Origin of the sequence: Marinobacter confluentis (assembly GCF_004785685.1) — a bacterium.
In the GTDB taxonomy this organism is placed as follows: Bacteria; Pseudomonadota; Gammaproteobacteria; order Pseudomonadales; family Oleiphilaceae; genus Marinobacter; species Marinobacter confluentis.
In genome coordinates this window covers 152265-168815 of sequence record NZ_SRPF01000001.1, presented here as the reverse complement: position 1 = coordinate 168815, position 16551 = coordinate 152265, and the positions used below count along the sequence as shown (strand labels likewise).

Sequence of the window (16551 nt, the reverse complement as noted above, 5' to 3'; positions counted from 1 at the left end):
TTCAGACTTTGACCTTACCCCGCAGGGCCTTGGTCTTCCCCTTCTGGGTCTTGTGATCCACCCTGCGGCGCTGGGAGCCCTTGGTCGGGCGGGTCGGTCGGCGGGCTTTCTGCAGGCGGGTGGCACTCAGTATCAGTTCCTTCAGGCGTTCCAGGGCATCCTCTCGGTTCAGCTCCTGAGTCCGGTATTTCTGCGCCTTGATCACGATCACGCCCTCTTTGCTGATCCGCTGGTCGGACAGTTTCATCAGCCGCTCTTTGTAGAAGGGGGGCAGGCTCGAGGTCTGGATGTCGAAACGCAGGTGGATGGCAGACGCGACCTTGTTCACGTTCTGCCCGCCCGCTCCCTGCGCCCGAATCTGCGAGAGCTCTATTTCCCAGTCACCCAGGGTCACCGAGTCGGAAATTCGCAACATACTGAGATTGATCCGTTTGATGGTCCGTCATAAAAGCCTGAACCTTCACTTTATAGACTTGAACCACGCCCTGCCAGTAGCGGCAGGGCGTTATGATCTGCCGGACCTAAACTCTAATCATGTGGAATGGGATCGGCGTTGCGGTCCCAGCCGACCATGGTCAGCGTTGCCACCACACCAATTAACAGCCCGATCCAGGGTTCGAAAAACGCCAGCGCTGCGCCAATCAGGACGACCGTACCCCGTGAGGCATTGCTTTTGGGAATGGACATCGCGATGTAAGCGCAGGCGAAGCCCGTCAGCACCAGCGTCAGCGACAGTGCGATACCCAGCAGGGGCTTTAGCCCGGTCATCAGTGGAAGCAGGAAATAAATGAACGGCAGGCCCATCAGATAATAGGACGCCAGGCCGCTATGCAGGCTACCCATGGCTTTTGGCCCCTGCTTCCAGCGCTGCACCACAATGACGTGGACGCCGGTCCAGACTGCACCCTGGGTCGGGAAGAAGGGCGCCACTATGGCCATGGCGGCGTTACGGATCGCCAGGGAGTAATGGGTGCGATTCAGGTTGATGTCGATGTGCTCATCCTTGCGCACAGCCATGCCGTCCCGTAGCACTTCGTTACCGGTCACGATGTCACCGAATAGAATGATGTAGGCAATCAACGCCAGGGGGATGCTCTGGGCGAGCATTTCAATCGTCGGCCAGCCATTGACCAGAGGAGACGCCTTGGCAAAGGCTTCCGCCAGCGGCGGCACCATAAAGCCCCACTCGATATCAAAGTTCACTTCACCCACCAGTGGGCCGATCATCGCCGCCACCAGAAAGCCTGGCAGCAAGCCGAGCGCACCGAGCATCAGGAAGAAGCGATTTCGCTCTTTGAGCTTCTGCATGGGAATCGAGAAGGTAAAAATCAGACAGACCGCCACTGCCATGGTGGTCGCAATGGGCTGCTCGAGAAGAAACTTGTCGGCGTCGTCGATAAAGACCCGTTTTAACGCGGCGATTGACGCGCCCAGGATAATGCCTGCTTTCAGCGTATCCGGCAGCCAGATCACCATTTTCCGACCCAGCCCGGTAATACCCAGGATAAACACCAGGCTGGCGAACACCAGCGTCAGAGCAGTCATGGCCTGGAAGCGGCTGGACGGGTCCTCGTAGCCGCCAATCACGAACGCGAGAATAAGCGGCAACGCCGGTGTGATCCAGCCACCGGCATAGGGTTCGCCGAACACGATCACGGCTGAGGCAATCAGGAAGGCGTGAATCATCGAGAGCGCGATGGCTTCTTCAAAACTGAAACCAAAGAAAGCCGTCATGATCGGCACCAGCGCCAGGCCGGTAGCGGCAGACACCATCAGGCCCTGGAGAAATTCAGACCAGCAGAGCTTGGTGTGATAAAACGGCAGCCGGAAGGTAAACGGGCCCCATCGCCAACCCGGCAGTTCTTTACGCTCACTCATTATCAGTCACCACCCACGGTTATTTTTGTAGTGGCCTGAGTATGGAAAGGGTTCGGGTATTCCGCGAATCAATTTTTCTGATTTATGTGAATAAACAGCAGTAATTCACTTTTCAGGCGACTGGTTGCCCCAGATTTTCGCCACAGCACCGTCACTGCCAAGGGTCGCAACCACCGCACAGACCAGGCTTATAAAGGCAAAGACGGCCACCGGGAAAAGTCCGCCGAGGGTGCCCGTGACGATCACGAAAAAAAGCGTGGCCATGGACAGGATGAAAAACAGAAAGCCAACGGCGAACAGAATTTTGCGATGGGACGGGCGATAGCCCTCAGTGCTGGCAGCTTCACTCCCCTTCTCAAAGAAGTAGAGAATGGGCCAGAAAATCGTTCTGAAAAAGTCTTTGCTCACAAGCTGCCTCTCGTTCTGGTGAATGCCGCCCGGCAGGCTATTTCACACCAAACAGGTGGGGATGTCGCCGAAGGCTATATAACGCAATCATATCGTACACGCCGTGCCAGACCATCACCAGAAACAGGCTGTCGGTCAGCGCGTAGACTGCCCCCAGAACCAGCCCCAGCCCGGTCGCCATGACAAAATAGGCGAAGGAAAGAAAGTGAACCAGCCCGAACAACACTGAAGCGACCGCAATGGCGATCAACGGGTGAAACTGCTGCGCTATCCAGCCCTGGATAGCACCTCGGAACAGCAGTTCCTCACCAACCCCGGCGAACACCGACAGCGCGATCAGAACGTGCCAGGAATAGTCGCAGGCAAATTGGTGCAGCTTTTCCATTTGGTGATGCCAGGCCGAATCACCGAACAAGCGGCACAGCAGCAGGATAATGCCGTAGGTCAGAATGGCGCCCGCCAGCCCCAGACCAAATGCAGCGCCCGGGCTGATGCCCGCAGCAGGAACAGGGATGCTGAACAGGACAATGGCGATCAGACCAACTGCACCGATAGCCCCCTGAAACAACAGTGCGGCCTGGGGCGATATCTGCGGGCGTTTTCCGGGTTCAGTCAATCGGTCACTCCGGGCCAGTGGGTAAAATAAATTTGCAAAGGCCGAGAGTATAAGAGTACTGTGGCTCTCGTAGGAAAGATTTAGCAAAGCATTTCACGAATAAGACGCACCGCTTTTAATTTGGTAGTTGCCTGTCCTGTTTTTGATCCCGCGCGTTTTTTGTTTCCGCACAACGTAGATCAGTCATCATTCGGATGGTCTGGCTGCACATTAAATTATCGATTTCAGGATTAATATTATGTCTACAACTACCGGTACTGTTAAGTTTTTCAACGAAGCAAAAGGTTTTGGCTTCATCACTCGCGAAAGCGGCCCGGACGTCTTCGTTCACTACAGCGCAATTCAGGGTGGCGGTTTCAAGACTCTGGCTGAAGGCCAGCAAGTCGACTTCACCGTTACTGAAGGCCAGAAAGGTCCTCAGGCAGAAAACGTAGTTGCTGTTTAAATAACAGTCAGCACGTAAGAAAAAGGCAGCTTCGGCTGCCTTTTTTTGTGCCTGGTGGTTTTACATTTTACCAGGGCAACTCTTCCCCATTGCTGTGCCAGAATGACCCGGTGTTCTCCAGGTTAAGACCGTCAATGCGAGCGGCCAGTCCACTGGCGGACTCCTCTGGCGAAATCAGGCCGCCGAAGTTCACCATGCGGGTTTGCACATAGCCAGGGTGAAGTTGGGCCACCGCAATTCCCCGGGGCTTCAGGTCCATGGCCAGGGATTTACCAAAGGCGTTCAGCGCCGCCTTCGACGCGCGGTAACCATAGCGGCCGCCGGAATCGTTGTCTGCTATTGATCCCATCCGGCTGGTGATATTGGCAATCTTTCCACCGTCAGGAATCCTCGACACCAATGCTTCTACCACCCTTAGCGGCGCGTAGGCGTTGATTTCCATCTGCGCGCGGATCGAGTCAAAATCGATACTGCCCAGTTTTTCATCCTGAAGCAGGCCAGCGTTGTTGATAAGAAGGTCGATGGTTGTGTCTTTCAACTGGCCGACCAACGATTGAATGTCGCTTTCACGGGTAACGTCAATTCCCTCAATCACTGACGCGGCGATGGCGTTCAGCTCATCCGAGCTTGCCCGACATACGCCAATCACTGAGTAACCTCTGCCTGCAAACTGGCGAGCCAGTTCCAGGCCGATCCCACGATTCGCTCCGGTAATAACGGCGGTTTTTATCACTGACATGGTACCTCTCTCGAATAAAGGATAATGGCTCTAACTCTAACGAGACTGTACCTCAGATTGAAGGGCCCCATGTTTGCTGATTCGGAAAGGAAGCAGGAACTGCTATGGTTACCAGCCAGGCTTCAAAGTTGCGGTGTACAATCAACTTCTCAGCGGGAAAACAGTAATGAACAATCCCCCTATTCGTGTCGTGATCTTCGGTGCCGGCAGCATCGGCTGCTATGTCGGTGGACGGCTGCTTTCAGCAGGCGCCAGTGTCACATTTATCGGGCGTGCCAGGATGCAGTCCGTGTTCCGCGATAATCCGCTCAAGATCACCGACTATGAGGGCTTCAGTGCAGAACATGGACTCGGTGATTCTGGTTACGTGGTCTCTCCAGAGCCTGCGGGCGATGCAGACCTTGTGCTGGTTACAGTTAAATCCGCAGCCACCCGCGAAGCCGGCGAAACCCTCGCGCCCCACGTAAAACCCGGCGTACCGGTGGTCAGCCTGCAGAATGGCATTTCCAACGCCGCAGAGCTTCAGCAAGCCATGCCCGACGCTAACGTGGTCGCGGGCATGGTGCCGTTCAATGTGCTGCAACAGGCGCCCGGGCACTTCCACCAGGGAACTGAGGGCCATCTGATGGCTGCCGAAAACTCGGTTCTGGAATCTGCTTTACCCTGGTTTGAAAAAGCGGGTCTGCCCCTCGAACTTCGCACCGACATAGAATCGGTCATGTGGTCCAAGCTGCTGCTTAATCTTAATAACCCGGTCAACGCCCTGTCTGGCGTGCCTCTGCTGGAAGAGCTCTCGCAGCGCGACTACCGTCTTGTGCTTGCCATGGCCCAGCGGGAGACCCTGAAGCTTCTTAAACAGGCCGGAATACCAACGGTCAAGCTTACCGGCCTGCCCACCGGGCTGATTCCCGTATTAATGGCCTCACCCGACTGGATCTTCACCCGGGTCGCCAAACAGATGCTGACCATCGACCCCGTAGCACGATCATCCATGTGGGAAGACCTTCAGGCGGGGCGTCCCACAGAGGTAGACTGGATCAACGGTGAGGTCGTCAAGCTGGCCAGATCATTGGGCACTGAAGCACCAGTGAACCAGAAGCTGGTCGAACTGATGCACCAACAGGAAAAAGACCCCAGGCCCTGGAGCGCGGAGTCTCTTCTTAAAACCCTGAAGCAGGCCTGACCGTATGGTCCGGCCTAGTGTCAGCCTTGTCAGGCGTGATGGCGACGACGCCAGGTCAGAAGACCTGCCAGGCCAAGGCCCATCAACGCCAGTGAACCGGGCTCTGGTACTTCAACCCGATCATCCACTCGGAACGAAGTGGTAATGTTGAAGTTGGATTGCGTGGTGTGGCGCTCTGCGAAAAAAATATCCAGGCTGTATTCAGTGCCAGTGGACAGGCCCATTTTGACCAGATCATCGCCGGTGAGGCTCGCGCTCACAGGAGCATGAACACCGCCGAGATCCATCACAAGAGTGCCGTTAATAAACACCCAAAGGTCATCGTCACCAGTGAAATTAAAGACGTCAGAGGATTCGAATGACGTAGTGCCGCCAAGCTTCATGGTAAAGTGGTAATTGTGCGTGTTTGTCTCATTGCCACCGAGTTGATTGTCGATCGGGAAGAAAGCGGAACTGCTATATGCGAACAATCCAGAACCTGGGGAAGTTTCATCAAGCGTCAGGCTAAAAGCTGTTGAGCCTGCGCCGGTGTCCTTCCACCAGTTATTGAATGTTGTCTGGCTGTCAACCTCACCTCCACTTCCGGTGATGTAAACGGGATTCCCATCAGCACCGAGTGTGGTTTCTACCATCCCCGTCTGCAGGCCACTGATTCCGTCCTGAAAATCAGGCTCGGATATTGTTTTATCAAAAATGGTTCCGGATAGCGTCAGGCCACCAAACGCCGGCGAAGCCGCGACCAGCGAAGCAACGCCTGCGGCCAGAATCAGTTTTTTCATAGTTGTTCTCTCCTCGATGCAACCCGAATCATTAGCGGGCAGGTTGGACTACTCACAATGCAGTCTCTGTGCCATTCCAAAAAAATAAATATTTTTCAGCAGCCTGGCTAAACTCGCGAAAACAAACGAGAGCAGTGTGTAAAAAATTCAGACACTCAAAGGACCGATTAGGTGCCCAGTGGCAAAATCTGCAAACAGCGACTAGTTTTTAGCGATAGTCAAATAAACCGTCGCAGCACCGGGCAGCGTAACTACTGCGGAAGGAAATAGCGCCCCATAAACAAAGGCTATAGCTTTAGTCATTAAATCTTAATTGTTTCAATCGATCACCATTGCTATAAAGGAAATATCTCAAGGCAGTCTGGCTCAGTTCAGGCTTCCTGAATCAAGAAGTTAAGTCTGAGATGAGTTGCTCAACAAAACCAGTCAAGATCGGAGAGAGTTATGGACGGTAATAATAACGCAGGCACCGGCGGCAAATGCCCCGTAATGCATGGTTCCAACACGCAGCAGCAGGCAGATGTTAAGGCGTGGTGGCCAGAAAATCTGAACCTCGAGATCCTTCATCAGCACGACACCAAATCCAACCCGATGGGCGAAGACTTTGACTATCGCGAAGAGGTCAAAAAGCTCGATTACGAAGCCCTGGAAAAGGACATGCATGCGCTGATGACCGACAGCCAGGACTGGTGGCCAGCGGACTGGGGTCACTACGGCGGCCTGATGATCCGTCTGGCTTGGCACGCTGCGGGTACATACCGCCTGGCTGATGGCCGTGGTGGTGCCGGTACCGGCAATCAGCGTTTCGCCCCGCTCAACTCTTTCCCAGATAACGGAAACCTGGACAAGGCCCGTCGTTTGCTGTGGCCACTCAAGAAAAAGTATGGCAACAAGATCAGCTGGGCTGACCTGTTCATTCTGGCCGGCAACGTCGCTTATGAGTCCATGGGCTTCAAAACCTTTGGCTTCTCCTACGGCCGTGCGGACATCTGGCACCCGGAAGAAGACATTTACTGGGGCTCTGAAAAAGAATGGCTGGCCCCCTCAGACCACCGTTACGAAGATGTAACCAAGCCCGACACCATGGAAAACCCGCTGGCCGCTGTTCAGATGGGTCTGATTTACGTGAACCCGGAAGGTGTTAACGGTAACCCTGATCCGCAGGCAACCGCAGAGCAGGTTCGTACCACTTTTGCCCGTATGGCAATGAACGATGAAGAGACTGCGGCCCTGACTGCCGGTGGTCACACCGTTGGTAAGGCACACGGTAACGGTAATGCGGATGCGCTTGGGCCAGAGCCCGAAGGTGCTGACGTTGAAACCCAGGGCTTCGGCTGGATGAATCCGAACATGGATGGGAAGGCCACCAATGCCGTAACGTCCGGTATTGAAGGTGCATGGACCACCAACCCGACCAAGTTCGACATGGGTTACTTCGACCTGCTGTTCGGTTATGAGTGGAAGCTCACCAAGAGCCCGGCCGGTGCCAATCAGTATGAGCCGATAGATATCAAAGAAGAGCACATGCCGGTTGATCCTACGGACATGAAGACCCGCGTTCGTCCGATGATGACCGACGCGGACATGGCCATGAAGGTAGATCCGAAGTACCGCGCCATCTGCGAGAAGTTCATGGCAGATCCGGCTTACTTCCAGGATTGCTTCGCCCGCGCCTGGTTCAAGCTGACTCACCGTGACATGGGCCCCAAAGCCCGTTACATCGGCCCGGGTGTGCCTGCTGAAGACCTGATCTGGCAGGATCCTTGCCCGCAGGGTGAGACCAACTACATCGAAGAAATCGTCAAGGCTAAGATCGATGAAGCCGGCCTGAGCCTGAACGAGCTGATCACCACAGCCTGGGACAGCGCCCGTACCTTCCGTGGATCCGACATGCGGGGTGGCGCCAACGGCGCTCGCATCCGTCTGGCTCCGCAGAAAGACTGGGAGGGCAACGAGCCCGATCGTCTGGCCAAGGTACTCAAGGTCTACGAGAAGATCTCTGCCGAGACCGGCGCCAGCATTGCTGACGTCATCGTTCTGGGCGGCAACCTGGGCGTTGAGAAAGCCGCCAAGGCAGCCGGCCACGACGTGCACGTACCTTTCTCGAAAGGCCGTGGCGACGCCACCGACGAGCAGACCGATGCCGCGTCTTTCGAGCCGATGGAGCCGCTGGCCGATGGCTTCCGCAACTGGCTGAAGAAGGACTACGTGGTCAAGCCGGAAGAAATGCTTCTGGACCGTGCCCAGCTGATGGGCCTGACCGCGCCTGAAATGACCGTTCTGATGGGCGGCATGCGGGTGCTCGGCACCAACTACGGCAACACCAAGCACGGCGTATTCACAGATCGCGTTGGCCAGCTGACCAACGACTTCTTCGTGAACCTCACCGACATGGCAAACCGTTGGGAGCCCACTGGCAAGAACTCCTACAACATCGTGGATCGTAAGAGCGGCAACACCAAGTTCACCGCGACCCGTGTTGACCTGGTGTTCGGTTCCAACTCTATCCTGCGCGCCTACGCGGAAGTGTATGCCCAGGACGACAACGAAGAGAAGTTCGTCAACGACTTCGTCGCTGCATGGACTAAGGTGATGAACGCAGATCGCTTCGATCTGGCGTGATCACACCCGGTAGATGAAAAGCGCGGTCGGAAACGGCCGCGCTTTTTTTATGCCCGTTTGCCTTGAGTTATATTATCGCTATCCTGACCCTGTGTATTGAACGAACCAACAAGGATTTACCCGCTTGAGCCTATCTTCTGATCCTGCTTTGGCCAATACGTCAATTCAGTTCGACATCGCCATCTCTGAATTTGCCCGCGCCCGGCGCTCGGACAACACGGCCTCAAGCATGGGGCTGTTAGAGCGGGCGCGGCAGCTGATGATCATGCCCGGCGGCTTTGATGTGCTCTACCGGCGCATACCCACCCTGGAAGCCGCCGGCATTTTTGGCACCAGCGACTGGGCGCAGCCAGCGCTGCTCAAGCCGGTTCTCGCCCGGCAGTCACTGAGATCGGCCGGTGCTGTCACTACCATTGTCGAGGCAATCAGTGAATTGCGAATGCTGGCGGTCATTCGCGGCGATTACTTTCACCCCGGCATTTCTGCGGAGCAGGCATCCCATTTTCTGACCCAGGTGATGGCCCTGAACCTGGACCTGCTTTCAGGCAGCCTTTCAGAGGCTGACCGCGAGCGACCAAAACAGCTTGGGGTAATTGTTCAGTCGCTTTACCAGTATCTGGTGAACCATCTCGGTTATGCCAACCTTCTGGACAGCCTCGTCGACGAAGTCTGGCGCCTGCTGGAACAACGCCCGATCCAGGTCGACAGCATCCGCGAAATGATCGGGCAGATCGCAACCTGCCTTTATGATCCGACACTGAAAACCTCGGACAACGAAAATGCCACCAGACTGGTACGCGCACTCTATGCGCCAACGCCGGGAAGCCAGGAAGACCCGGGCACCACTGTCTATCTCGAGCGTCTTGAAAAGATGGACGATTTGTCCCTGGCCGTAGAGGCCGCGCGGCTGGCAGACAGTATGCACGACACCGGTCTGGCATCGCCCTATCACGCGGTACTGATAAGGTTCCTGCGCGCCACAGAAAAAGACGACCTGCTGTCGGCAGCACTGGGCCTGACGATGACCGGTCAGGATGACCTGTTGTGCTACACCGAGCTGGTCAAGACACTGATTGACGAAGCCATCTTTCCTGAGACCTGCCAGGCGGTCTATGGCCTGGCGATGATGCTGGAACGGGGCTCGCTGTTTACGCCCGCGGTTGCTCAGGCGCTATGGCGGCAGATTGAACTCAGGGTATCTGACGAAAACCGGGAAATGATACGTAGCGTGTTCGGGGATGCCCATCGCCCCCGTGTCTTCCTGCTGGCCGGGGTGCTGAACCTGCTTGGCCAGCCACTGGGCGTGGGCCAGGGCAACAACCCCAGCTGCCAGTCTGCCATCGGCCTGAGCCTCTGGGCCGACCACGAAGCGGACTACCTGCTGCAGCTACTGGCCTGGGCCGCCCGGGATAACGAAATCCTGATGCGCTTTGAAGGCGATGAGGTATCGTCAAAAGATCTGGAGGACGGGCTGGTCACCGAGATTCCGATGGACGTGGACCCGGTTTCCCTGCTGCTAATCCCGCACCTGGACCGTATTTACGGCGAAATGTGGCGCCGCTGTAGTGATCGGGAAGACGATGCACACCGCTGGATCAACCCGGAGTTTTACGGCTGGTGGGTCAACCACGGCTTCCGGGTGGTCAGCGACGTTACCACCGGCGAGATTACCGATTACAACGGTTTTATCCGCTACTTCTATGCCAGCTACCATCCGTTCTACAACGACAATATGCCGCTGATTCACCCCCAGCCTGCCGGCATCGCGGTCACCGACAGCGCTGCGCGCTTTGTCGGCCGTCATGCCATCGTTATCCGCAGGGTCTGCCTGAGCCCGCAAAACGACATGCGGGTGTATTTTTTCAACCCCAACAACGACAGCGGCCAGGACTGGGGTCAGGGCATCAACTGCTCAACCCGTGGCCATGGCGAAATTCGCGGAGAGGCTTCCCTGCCCATCGCCGAATTCGCATCGCGACTCTACGCATTCCACTACGACAAACTGGAACTGGGCGACGTGAATGCCGTGCCTGAAGATGAAATCGAGCGGGTTTCGGAATTGGCGTTCGGCAGTTGGGCCAAAGACGAGCCCGTTGCGGATAGCGCAGAAGCATAGAAAACCAGCGGCCATAGAGGCCGCTGTTTTCTGATGTCCAGTCTGTGCTGATTTACGGGGTCATTATCCGCTCATCATTGGCACCACTGACGATTGAATCTGCATTACTGAACGGCGTGTTGCTATCGGCAAAAAATGCCTGCAGATATTCCGCCAGTGCATCCTGCTCAGAACCGGTGATGGCAAAGTCGGATGCCCCCGGGTCATCAGCACTCATATCAACACTTGTAGCGACACCTGCGTCGGCAACCAGGTCCACCCGGTTGGTCTCGGGAATCGGGTAGCCATCGCCACCATCGGCCAGAAAACTCAGAGTCGTCAGGCGGAAGGGGCCCACTGCCTGAACGGCGCCACCGATAACCACATCCGTCGCGCCCACGCTCAGCTCAGTAACGCGGCTACCCGCAGTAGCCTCAGGATCGTAGGTAAAGCTCATGCCACCCACCTGTGGGAAGGCGCCGGCACCAACGGTGCTGACCGAATGTTCAACGATGGCTTTCAGTTCCCCGGCGGTAACGTCGACCAGAGCCAGACCGTTATTGAATGCCAGTGCGCTCTGAATATCGAACTGGGAAATGTCGCCGTTTTCCTTGCCGGCCGCGGGGAAAGCTTCAGGCGGGAAATATTCCAGATCCGCAACATCCGTTGAACCCGCCGGAAACGCAAAGCTGCCGATATCGGCCCGGATGCCGCCGCCGTTCTTGATGGAGATTTCAGCGGTTGGATCATACTGCTGGGCATACCACAGGTTTGCGTCAGCGGTCAGGTTGCCGAGGTTGGTTTCCTCAGAGCGCACGGACGAACGCTGGCCGTTGAGGTACACTGACGTGTTGCCAAGGATCGTGCCCTCCTGGGCAATCAACACATCGTTCACCGCATCCACAATATTATCGACCGTGGCATTGGCCATTCCGCCCACTGCGTCCACCGTATCCTGCTCTGCAGAATAGACGCCACTGACCAGCGGATTCAGGCTGTTCAGAATAACCCGCCCCTGGCTATCAAATTCCACCAGCAGTCTGCCAAGGTATTTGTAATCGCCATCCACATTGACCAGCATCACCGGCTCGTTTTTGGCGCTGGTGTACAGCAAGGGGTAGGTATCAGCGGCGGTATCGCCATCCAGCAGGCGGTCATTATAATCTGCCAGCAGGGTGTTCGAGCCGCCGGCGACGATAATATCAACGTCCTCCAGCAAGCCAGCCAACTGCTTCTCTACCGAAATCTGCTGCATATGCGCCAGCAGGATAATCTTGTCGATACCTTCGGCGGTCAATTCATCAACCGAAGACTGAATGACAGCGGCCAGATCGGACACGCTATCGTTGGCAGGCAGTACCGTAATATCGCCCGTCGATGTCAGATTCTCCAGCGTTGGGGTGACAGCGCCAACCAGGCCGATTGCTTCCCCGTTGACCGTAACGACAGCATTCCCTGCCAGACTGCTCGGAATCGAACTGGCCTCCTGGCCGTTGGTCACCGCCAGCGAGCTGACATTGGCGTCGGTGGAAAAGTCCAGGTTCGTACTCAGGTACGGAAACTGAGCTCCCGCCCAGTTAGCGTCCGCAGAGACAAGGGACGCAAAGGCACTGGTACCGCTGTCCAGGTCATGATTGCCCACCGCAGACACTTCCAGGCCCATGGCGTTCAGGAAGGCGATATCTGCCCGCCCTGCCCCGGGCGTGGCCACCCCGGTTACTGTATTGAAAGAGTCATCGGCGGACGCCGTGTAACGGGAGCCGGGAATGTAATTGTCGCCCGAGCTCACGAACAGGGTGTTATCCGGGTACTGGCGGCGCAGCCCGTCGACGATAGCGGCAAGATGACCCACGTTGGCGAGGGCATCCACGTTTGAGCCGTCCATATCTGCCAGGTGCAGCAGCTGGAGCTCAAAAGTCTCGTCGTTGTTGACCTGATCACTGAGACTGTTGAGGTCGTCGCGCAAATCGTCGACATCACTCTCGTCAGCGGTATCCGTGCATGCGGTAAGGCTGACAGCAAGCGCCAGCAATAACACTTTTCCTGCAAAAGGCTGTGTCATTTCATCACTCCGTTCATTAGGGCCGGGATCTAAAAATCCAGATTAACGTCCGCCCATGAACGTTCAGTGACCGCTGTGTGTCGCTTTGAAGAAAATCTAAACAGTTGCAAATAAATTCAAACGCTTTTGACAACCATCCGGGGTTCAGTGGTGCATCTCACCCGCAGATTTCACCTGTAGCTTGATATTGACGGCCTCGGCATCCTCAAAGAAAACCGTCATGGCAACGCTCTCGTTGCGCACCAGGCCACGGTCCAGCTCTTCCAGCATAAAGTGGTAGCCGCCGGGCCGCAGTTCCACGGTTTCGCCGGCGGGAATGCTGAGGCCACCTTCCACATAGCGCATGGTCATCAGGTCACCGTTCATCCTGCTTTGATGCAGGGTAACATCGCCGGTCTTGGTGGTTTCTGCATCGATCAGAGTGACTGCCACGTCGCCGTTATTGGTGATTTTCATATAGGCGACGCCCTTGGACACGCCCGGCGGTGTCTCGCGGCTCCACGGATCGGTAATGGTGATGTTGCCCTGGGTGTAACTGTCGGCCAGTGCAGCGCCTGCACCGAAAGCCAGGATGGTTGCGGTCAAAACGGTGAAAATCGCTTTCATGGTACCTCTCATTCATTGTCAGCCTGTTGCTGTCAGACCGTTCCAAGTTCATCAATCAATGCGCCGAGGAATCGGGACGCCTCACCGCCGGTAGCGGCTCGATGATCAAACGTAACCGATAAGGGCAGCACCCGTCTAACCGCGGGCTTGCCGTTGTGGGGCACCACTTTTTCGCGGATTACGCCAGCGCCAATGATAGCGACTTGCGGCGGCGACACAATTGGATTGGCGTATTGGCCCGTCATGGTACCGAAATTCGACAGGGTAATGGTCGCGCCCTGCATCTCGGCGGGCGGAATCTTTCGGGTTGCCACTGCTTCACGCAGGTTCTGCAACCCCTGGCGCAGGTCATCTGCGGTACGGTGGTTGACGTCCCGCAAAACCGGCACGAACAGACCTTCCGGCGTGTCCACGGCGATGCCGATGTGCACTTCGTCTTTCAGACGGCGGCTCAGGGTTTCGCCATCAAACCAGCTGTTCATCACCGGCGAGGTTTCGCAGGCTCTGGCAATGGCCTGAACCAGTCGCATGGTAATGTCCGTTCCCGGTTTCCAGTCGTCGATATCCACATCCTCGAAAATCGACACCGGCACCACCTGGGAGTGGGAGGCCGCCATATTTTTGGCCATGGTGCGCCTGGTGCCCCGCAGCAGCTCTGCATCCGGTAGGGAACGCGCCCTGTAGCTGGCCCGGTTCGCCCTCGCGCGTTTACTGGATTCCGCTGCGCCGATGATAAAATTGTCTTTGCTGGTGCCGGTATCGGCTCTTTTTAGCTCGCCTACCACGGTGCCGCTGTCGTTGCCCTCGCCTTCATAGGCCATTAAGGGTTCGCCGGTATGGATGATGTCCCCGGGCTGACCGTAGAGTTTCGCGACTGTGCCGGCCTCCGGTGACGGCACTTCCACAATGGCCTTGGCGGTTTCCACGCTGACCAGCACCTGGTCCACCTCCACGGTATCGCCGACGTTTACGTGCCATTCCACGATTTCCGCTTCCGGCAGACCTTCCCCCAGGTCGGGCAGTTTGAAGTTTTTCATAGCGCGATCACCCGTTTGGCAGCTTCAAGGATGTCATCCACCTGCGGCAGATAGGCCTGTTCGTTGCGGTAGTACGGCATGACCGTGTCGTAGCCGGTGACCCTGGCCACCGGCGCTTTTAGCTCCAGCCAGGCGCCCTCGGCAATGGAGGCCGCAATCTCGGCACCGACCCCGCCGTTGCGACAGGCTTCGTGCACAATCACCGCACGGCCGGTTTTGGTCACGGAACACAACAGGGTTTCCCGGTCCAGTGGGCTGATGGTGCATACATCAATGACCTCGGCAGAAATCCCCTGTTCTGCCAGTACATCCGCCGCTTCCAGGGTCTCCATGATCGATGCGCCCCAACTGATCAAGGTCACATCGCTGCCCTCACGCAGGGTGAAGCAGGTATCCAGTGGGATGGCTTCGCCATTGTTTTCAACGCTCTGGGTCACCGCGCGGTAGATGCGTTTGGGCTCGAGGAAAATCACCGGGTCCGGATTGCGGATCGCCGCCAGCAACTGGCCATAGGCACGCTGGGGCGAGCTGGGGATGACCACCCTCAGGCCCGGAATATGGGTGAAAAGGGCTTCAGTGCTTTCCGAGTGATGTTCAGGTGCATGGATACCCCCGCCAAAGGGCGCCCGATACACCAGCGGGCAGTGCAGCCGCCCTCGGGTGCGGTTGCGCATTCTGGCGGCGTGGCTGATGATCTGTTCCATACCGGCGTAGATAAACCCCATGAACTGGAACTCGGCGACCGGTTTCAGGCCCTGGGTCGCCATACCGATGGCGGTGCCGGCAATCAGGTTTTCCGCCAGCGGGGTATCCATCACCCGCTTGAAGCCGAAGCGGTCCTTCAGTCCGGCAGTGGCGCGGAAGACGCCGCCATTGGTGGCGATATCTTCGCCAAGCACCACCACTGATTCGTCATGGGCCATTTCCCATTCCAGGGCCATATTGACCGCTTCTACCAGGGTGACATCACGGCTGTCTAAGCGGCTCATAGGGCACCTCCGCGATACTTGTCCGCAATGCGCTCGCGTTGCGATTTCAGTGCCTCCGGCAGGGTTTCGAACAGGTAGTCCATCATGGCAGTGGGCGGTTCGGCTTCGGTGGCCAGATAGTCTTCCACCGCCTGATCGACGATTCTCCTGCAGTCCGCCTGTAGGCTGGTTTCCCGCTCAGCGGACCAGAAACCGGCCCGGTGCAGATAGTTCTGAAGTCGTTTGACGCCGTCTTTCTCCCAGGCCTGTCGCAGGTCGTCAGAGGAGCGATAGCGGGTAGCATCGTCGGCCGTTGTGTGGTCGCCAAGCCGGTAGGTTAAGGCTTCAATCACCGCACCGCCTTTACCGGCCCGCGCCCGTTCAAGGGCGTTATCCAGGGCCTCGGTTACCGCAAAAAAGTCATTGCCGTCGACAATATGGCCTGGCAAACCGGCACCAATAGCTTTCTGCGCAATGGTGTCGGCACCGGTCTGGATGCTGCGGGGCGTGGAAATGGCCCACTGGTTATTGATCACCATAAACACCACCGGCAGATGCCAGGCGCCGGCCAGGTTGTTGCTCTCGGAAAAGTCACCCTTGGAGGTCCCGCCGTCACCGATACAGCACACCACCGCCCGGGATTCGCCCCGGATTCGCATGGCGGCGGCAACCCCCACCGCGTGGCAGCTCTGGGTTGCGATGGGCACGGCAATGGGCAGGTCTTCCGGGCAGTGTTTCCAGGCACTGCCCCGCTCATCGCCGCCCCAATACAAAAGCAGCTCGGTCAGGGAAACTCCCCGCAGAATATGGGTGGCCTGGTCACGGTAATAGGGCACAAACACATCCGATCTCGCCATGCTCTGGCCAATGGCTGTGCCAGTCACCTCATGGCCCAGTACCGATGGATAAGTGCCGCACTTTCCGGTGCGTTGCAGGGCAATGGTTTTGGCATCAAAGGTGCGAGTCAGCACCATGTTGCGGTAGGCGGCCAGCAACCGGTCGGTGTCTTTGGCCTGTGGCGGCAGATCGCCCAGAGGCGCGCCTTGATCGTCGAGATAGCAAACGCTATCCACACGGAATTCGTGGATCTGTCTCATCCCATTCTCCCCGCCC

15 protein-coding genes are annotated in these 16551 nt (G+C 57.0%); 4 read left to right on the top strand and 11 right to left on the bottom strand.

Annotated elements, in window-relative coordinates; genetic code table 11:
- Position 1: 1 nt before the first annotated feature.
- The 4 genes from arfB to E5Q11_RS00775 all read right to left on the bottom strand — a co-directional run bounded on the left by arfB (position 2) and on the right by E5Q11_RS00775 (position 2902).
- On the bottom strand, positions 2-415 hold the full coding sequence (gene arfB / locus E5Q11_RS00790) for an alternative ribosome rescue aminoacyl-tRNA hydrolase ArfB (RefSeq protein ID WP_135801510.1): 414 nt from the start codon (positions 413-415) through the stop codon (positions 2-4).
- Between the two features lie 113 nt (positions 416-528).
- A complete protein-coding gene (locus E5Q11_RS00785; RefSeq protein WP_135801509.1) occupies positions 529-1878 on the bottom strand; it encodes a hypothetical protein in 1350 nt (449 codons plus the stop codon).
- Positions 1879-1983: 105 nt separating this feature from the next.
- On the bottom strand, positions 1984-2286 hold the full coding sequence (locus tag E5Q11_RS00780) for a hypothetical protein (protein ID WP_135801508.1): 303 nt from the start codon (positions 2284-2286) through the stop codon (positions 1984-1986).
- A 37-nt stretch (positions 2287-2323) separates the two neighbouring features.
- Complete coding sequence (locus tag E5Q11_RS00775) at positions 2324-2902, bottom strand: CPBP family intramembrane glutamic endopeptidase (RefSeq protein ID WP_225314990.1); 579 nt, start codon at positions 2900-2902, stop codon at positions 2324-2326.
- Between the two features lie 238 nt (positions 2903-3140).
- On the opposite strand from E5Q11_RS00775, the gene E5Q11_RS00770 reads away from it, so the two are divergent.
- A complete protein-coding gene (locus E5Q11_RS00770; protein ID WP_027831301.1) occupies positions 3141-3347 on the top strand; it encodes a cold-shock protein in 207 nt (68 codons plus the stop codon).
- 67 nt (positions 3348-3414) lie between these two features.
- On the opposite strand, the gene E5Q11_RS00765 is transcribed toward E5Q11_RS00770, so the two are convergent.
- Complete coding sequence (locus E5Q11_RS00765) at positions 3415-4086, bottom strand: SDR family oxidoreductase (protein ID WP_135801507.1); 672 nt, start codon at positions 4084-4086, stop codon at positions 3415-3417.
- 166 nt (positions 4087-4252) lie between these two features.
- Between E5Q11_RS00765 and E5Q11_RS00760 the strand changes: the two genes are divergently transcribed.
- The gene (locus E5Q11_RS00760; RefSeq protein WP_135801506.1) at positions 4253-5269 is read left to right on the top strand and encodes a 2-dehydropantoate 2-reductase; all 1017 of its coding nucleotides are present in this window, start codon (positions 4253-4255) and stop codon (positions 5267-5269) included.
- A gap of 29 nt (positions 5270-5298) precedes the next feature.
- Here the strand turns inward: E5Q11_RS00760 and E5Q11_RS00755 are convergent, their stop codons facing one another.
- Positions 5299-6048, bottom strand: a complete 750-nt coding sequence (locus E5Q11_RS00755) for a fibro-slime domain-containing protein (protein WP_135801505.1) — start codon at positions 6046-6048, stop codon at positions 5299-5301.
- Positions 6049-6492: 444 nt separating this feature from the next.
- On the opposite strand from E5Q11_RS00755, the gene katG reads away from it, so the two are divergent.
- Positions 6493-8670 (top strand): catalase/peroxidase HPI, encoded by a 2178-nt coding sequence (gene katG / locus E5Q11_RS00750; RefSeq protein ID WP_135801504.1) that lies wholly within the window; start codon positions 6493-6495, stop codon positions 8668-8670.
- Between the two features lie 124 nt (positions 8671-8794).
- Positions 8795-10786, top strand: coding sequence for a hypothetical protein (locus tag E5Q11_RS00745; protein ID WP_135801503.1), 1992 nt, complete (start codon positions 8795-8797; stop codon positions 10784-10786).
- Between the two features lie 52 nt (positions 10787-10838).
- Here E5Q11_RS00745 and E5Q11_RS00740 read toward each other — a convergent pair whose 3' ends face one another.
- The 5 genes from E5Q11_RS00740 to pdhA all read right to left on the bottom strand — a co-directional run bounded on the left by E5Q11_RS00740 (position 10839) and on the right by pdhA (position 16535).
- Positions 10839-12827, bottom strand: coding sequence for a bifunctional metallophosphatase/5'-nucleotidase (locus E5Q11_RS00740; RefSeq protein WP_135801502.1), 1989 nt, complete (start codon positions 12825-12827; stop codon positions 10839-10841).
- 144 nt (positions 12828-12971) lie between these two features.
- On the bottom strand, positions 12972-13433 hold the full coding sequence (locus E5Q11_RS00735) for a copper chaperone PCu(A)C (RefSeq protein WP_168215584.1): 462 nt from the start codon (positions 13431-13433) through the stop codon (positions 12972-12974).
- Between the two features lie 32 nt (positions 13434-13465).
- On the bottom strand, positions 13466-14470 hold the full coding sequence (locus E5Q11_RS00730; protein ID WP_135801500.1) for a dihydrolipoamide acetyltransferase family protein: 1005 nt from the start codon (positions 14468-14470) through the stop codon (positions 13466-13468).
- A complete protein-coding gene (locus E5Q11_RS00725) occupies positions 14467-15459 on the bottom strand; it encodes an alpha-ketoacid dehydrogenase subunit beta (RefSeq protein ID WP_135801499.1) in 993 nt (330 codons plus the stop codon). Before E5Q11_RS00725 ends, E5Q11_RS00730 begins: the two co-directional genes overlap by 4 nt.
- Positions 15456-16535 (bottom strand): pyruvate dehydrogenase (acetyl-transferring) E1 component subunit alpha, encoded by a 1080-nt coding sequence (gene pdhA, locus E5Q11_RS00720; RefSeq protein WP_135801498.1) that lies wholly within the window; start codon positions 16533-16535, stop codon positions 15456-15458. Before pdhA ends, E5Q11_RS00725 begins: the two co-directional genes overlap by 4 nt.
- Positions 16536-16551 lie beyond the last annotated feature (16 nt).

Coding starts and splice junctions, on each gene's coding strand:
- katG (WP_135801504.1), top strand. CDS start 6,493: ATGGACGGTAATAATAACGCAGGCACCGGCGGCAAATGCCCCGTAATG.
- E5Q11_RS00785 (WP_135801509.1), bottom strand. CDS start 1,878: ATGAGTGAGCGTAAAGAACTGCCGGGTTGGCGATGGGGCCCGTTTACC.
- E5Q11_RS00740 (WP_135801502.1), bottom strand. CDS start 12,827: ATGACACAGCCTTTTGCAGGAAAAGTGTTATTGCTGGCGCTTGCTGTC.
- E5Q11_RS00725 (WP_135801499.1), bottom strand. CDS start 15,459: ATGAGCCGCTTAGACAGCCGTGATGTCACCCTGGTAGAAGCGGTCAAT.
- E5Q11_RS00735 (WP_168215584.1), bottom strand. CDS start 13,433: ATGAAAGCGATTTTCACCGTTTTGACCGCAACCATCCTGGCTTTCGGT.
- E5Q11_RS00770 (WP_027831301.1), top strand. CDS start 3,141: ATGTCTACAACTACCGGTACTGTTAAGTTTTTCAACGAAGCAAAAGGT.
- pdhA (WP_135801498.1), bottom strand. CDS start 16,535: ATGAGACAGATCCACGAATTCCGTGTGGATAGCGTTTGCTATCTCGAC.
- E5Q11_RS00755 (WP_135801505.1), bottom strand. CDS start 6,048: ATGAAAAAACTGATTCTGGCCGCAGGCGTTGCTTCGCTGGTCGCGGCT.
- arfB (WP_135801510.1), bottom strand. CDS start 415: ATGTTGCGAATTTCCGACTCGGTGACCCTGGGTGACTGGGAAATAGAG.
- E5Q11_RS00765 (WP_135801507.1), bottom strand. CDS start 4,086: ATGTCAGTGATAAAAACCGCCGTTATTACCGGAGCGAATCGTGGGATC.
- E5Q11_RS00760 (WP_135801506.1), top strand. CDS start 4,253: ATGAACAATCCCCCTATTCGTGTCGTGATCTTCGGTGCCGGCAGCATC.
- E5Q11_RS00730 (WP_135801500.1), bottom strand. CDS start 14,470: ATGAAAAACTTCAAACTGCCCGACCTGGGGGAAGGTCTGCCGGAAGCG.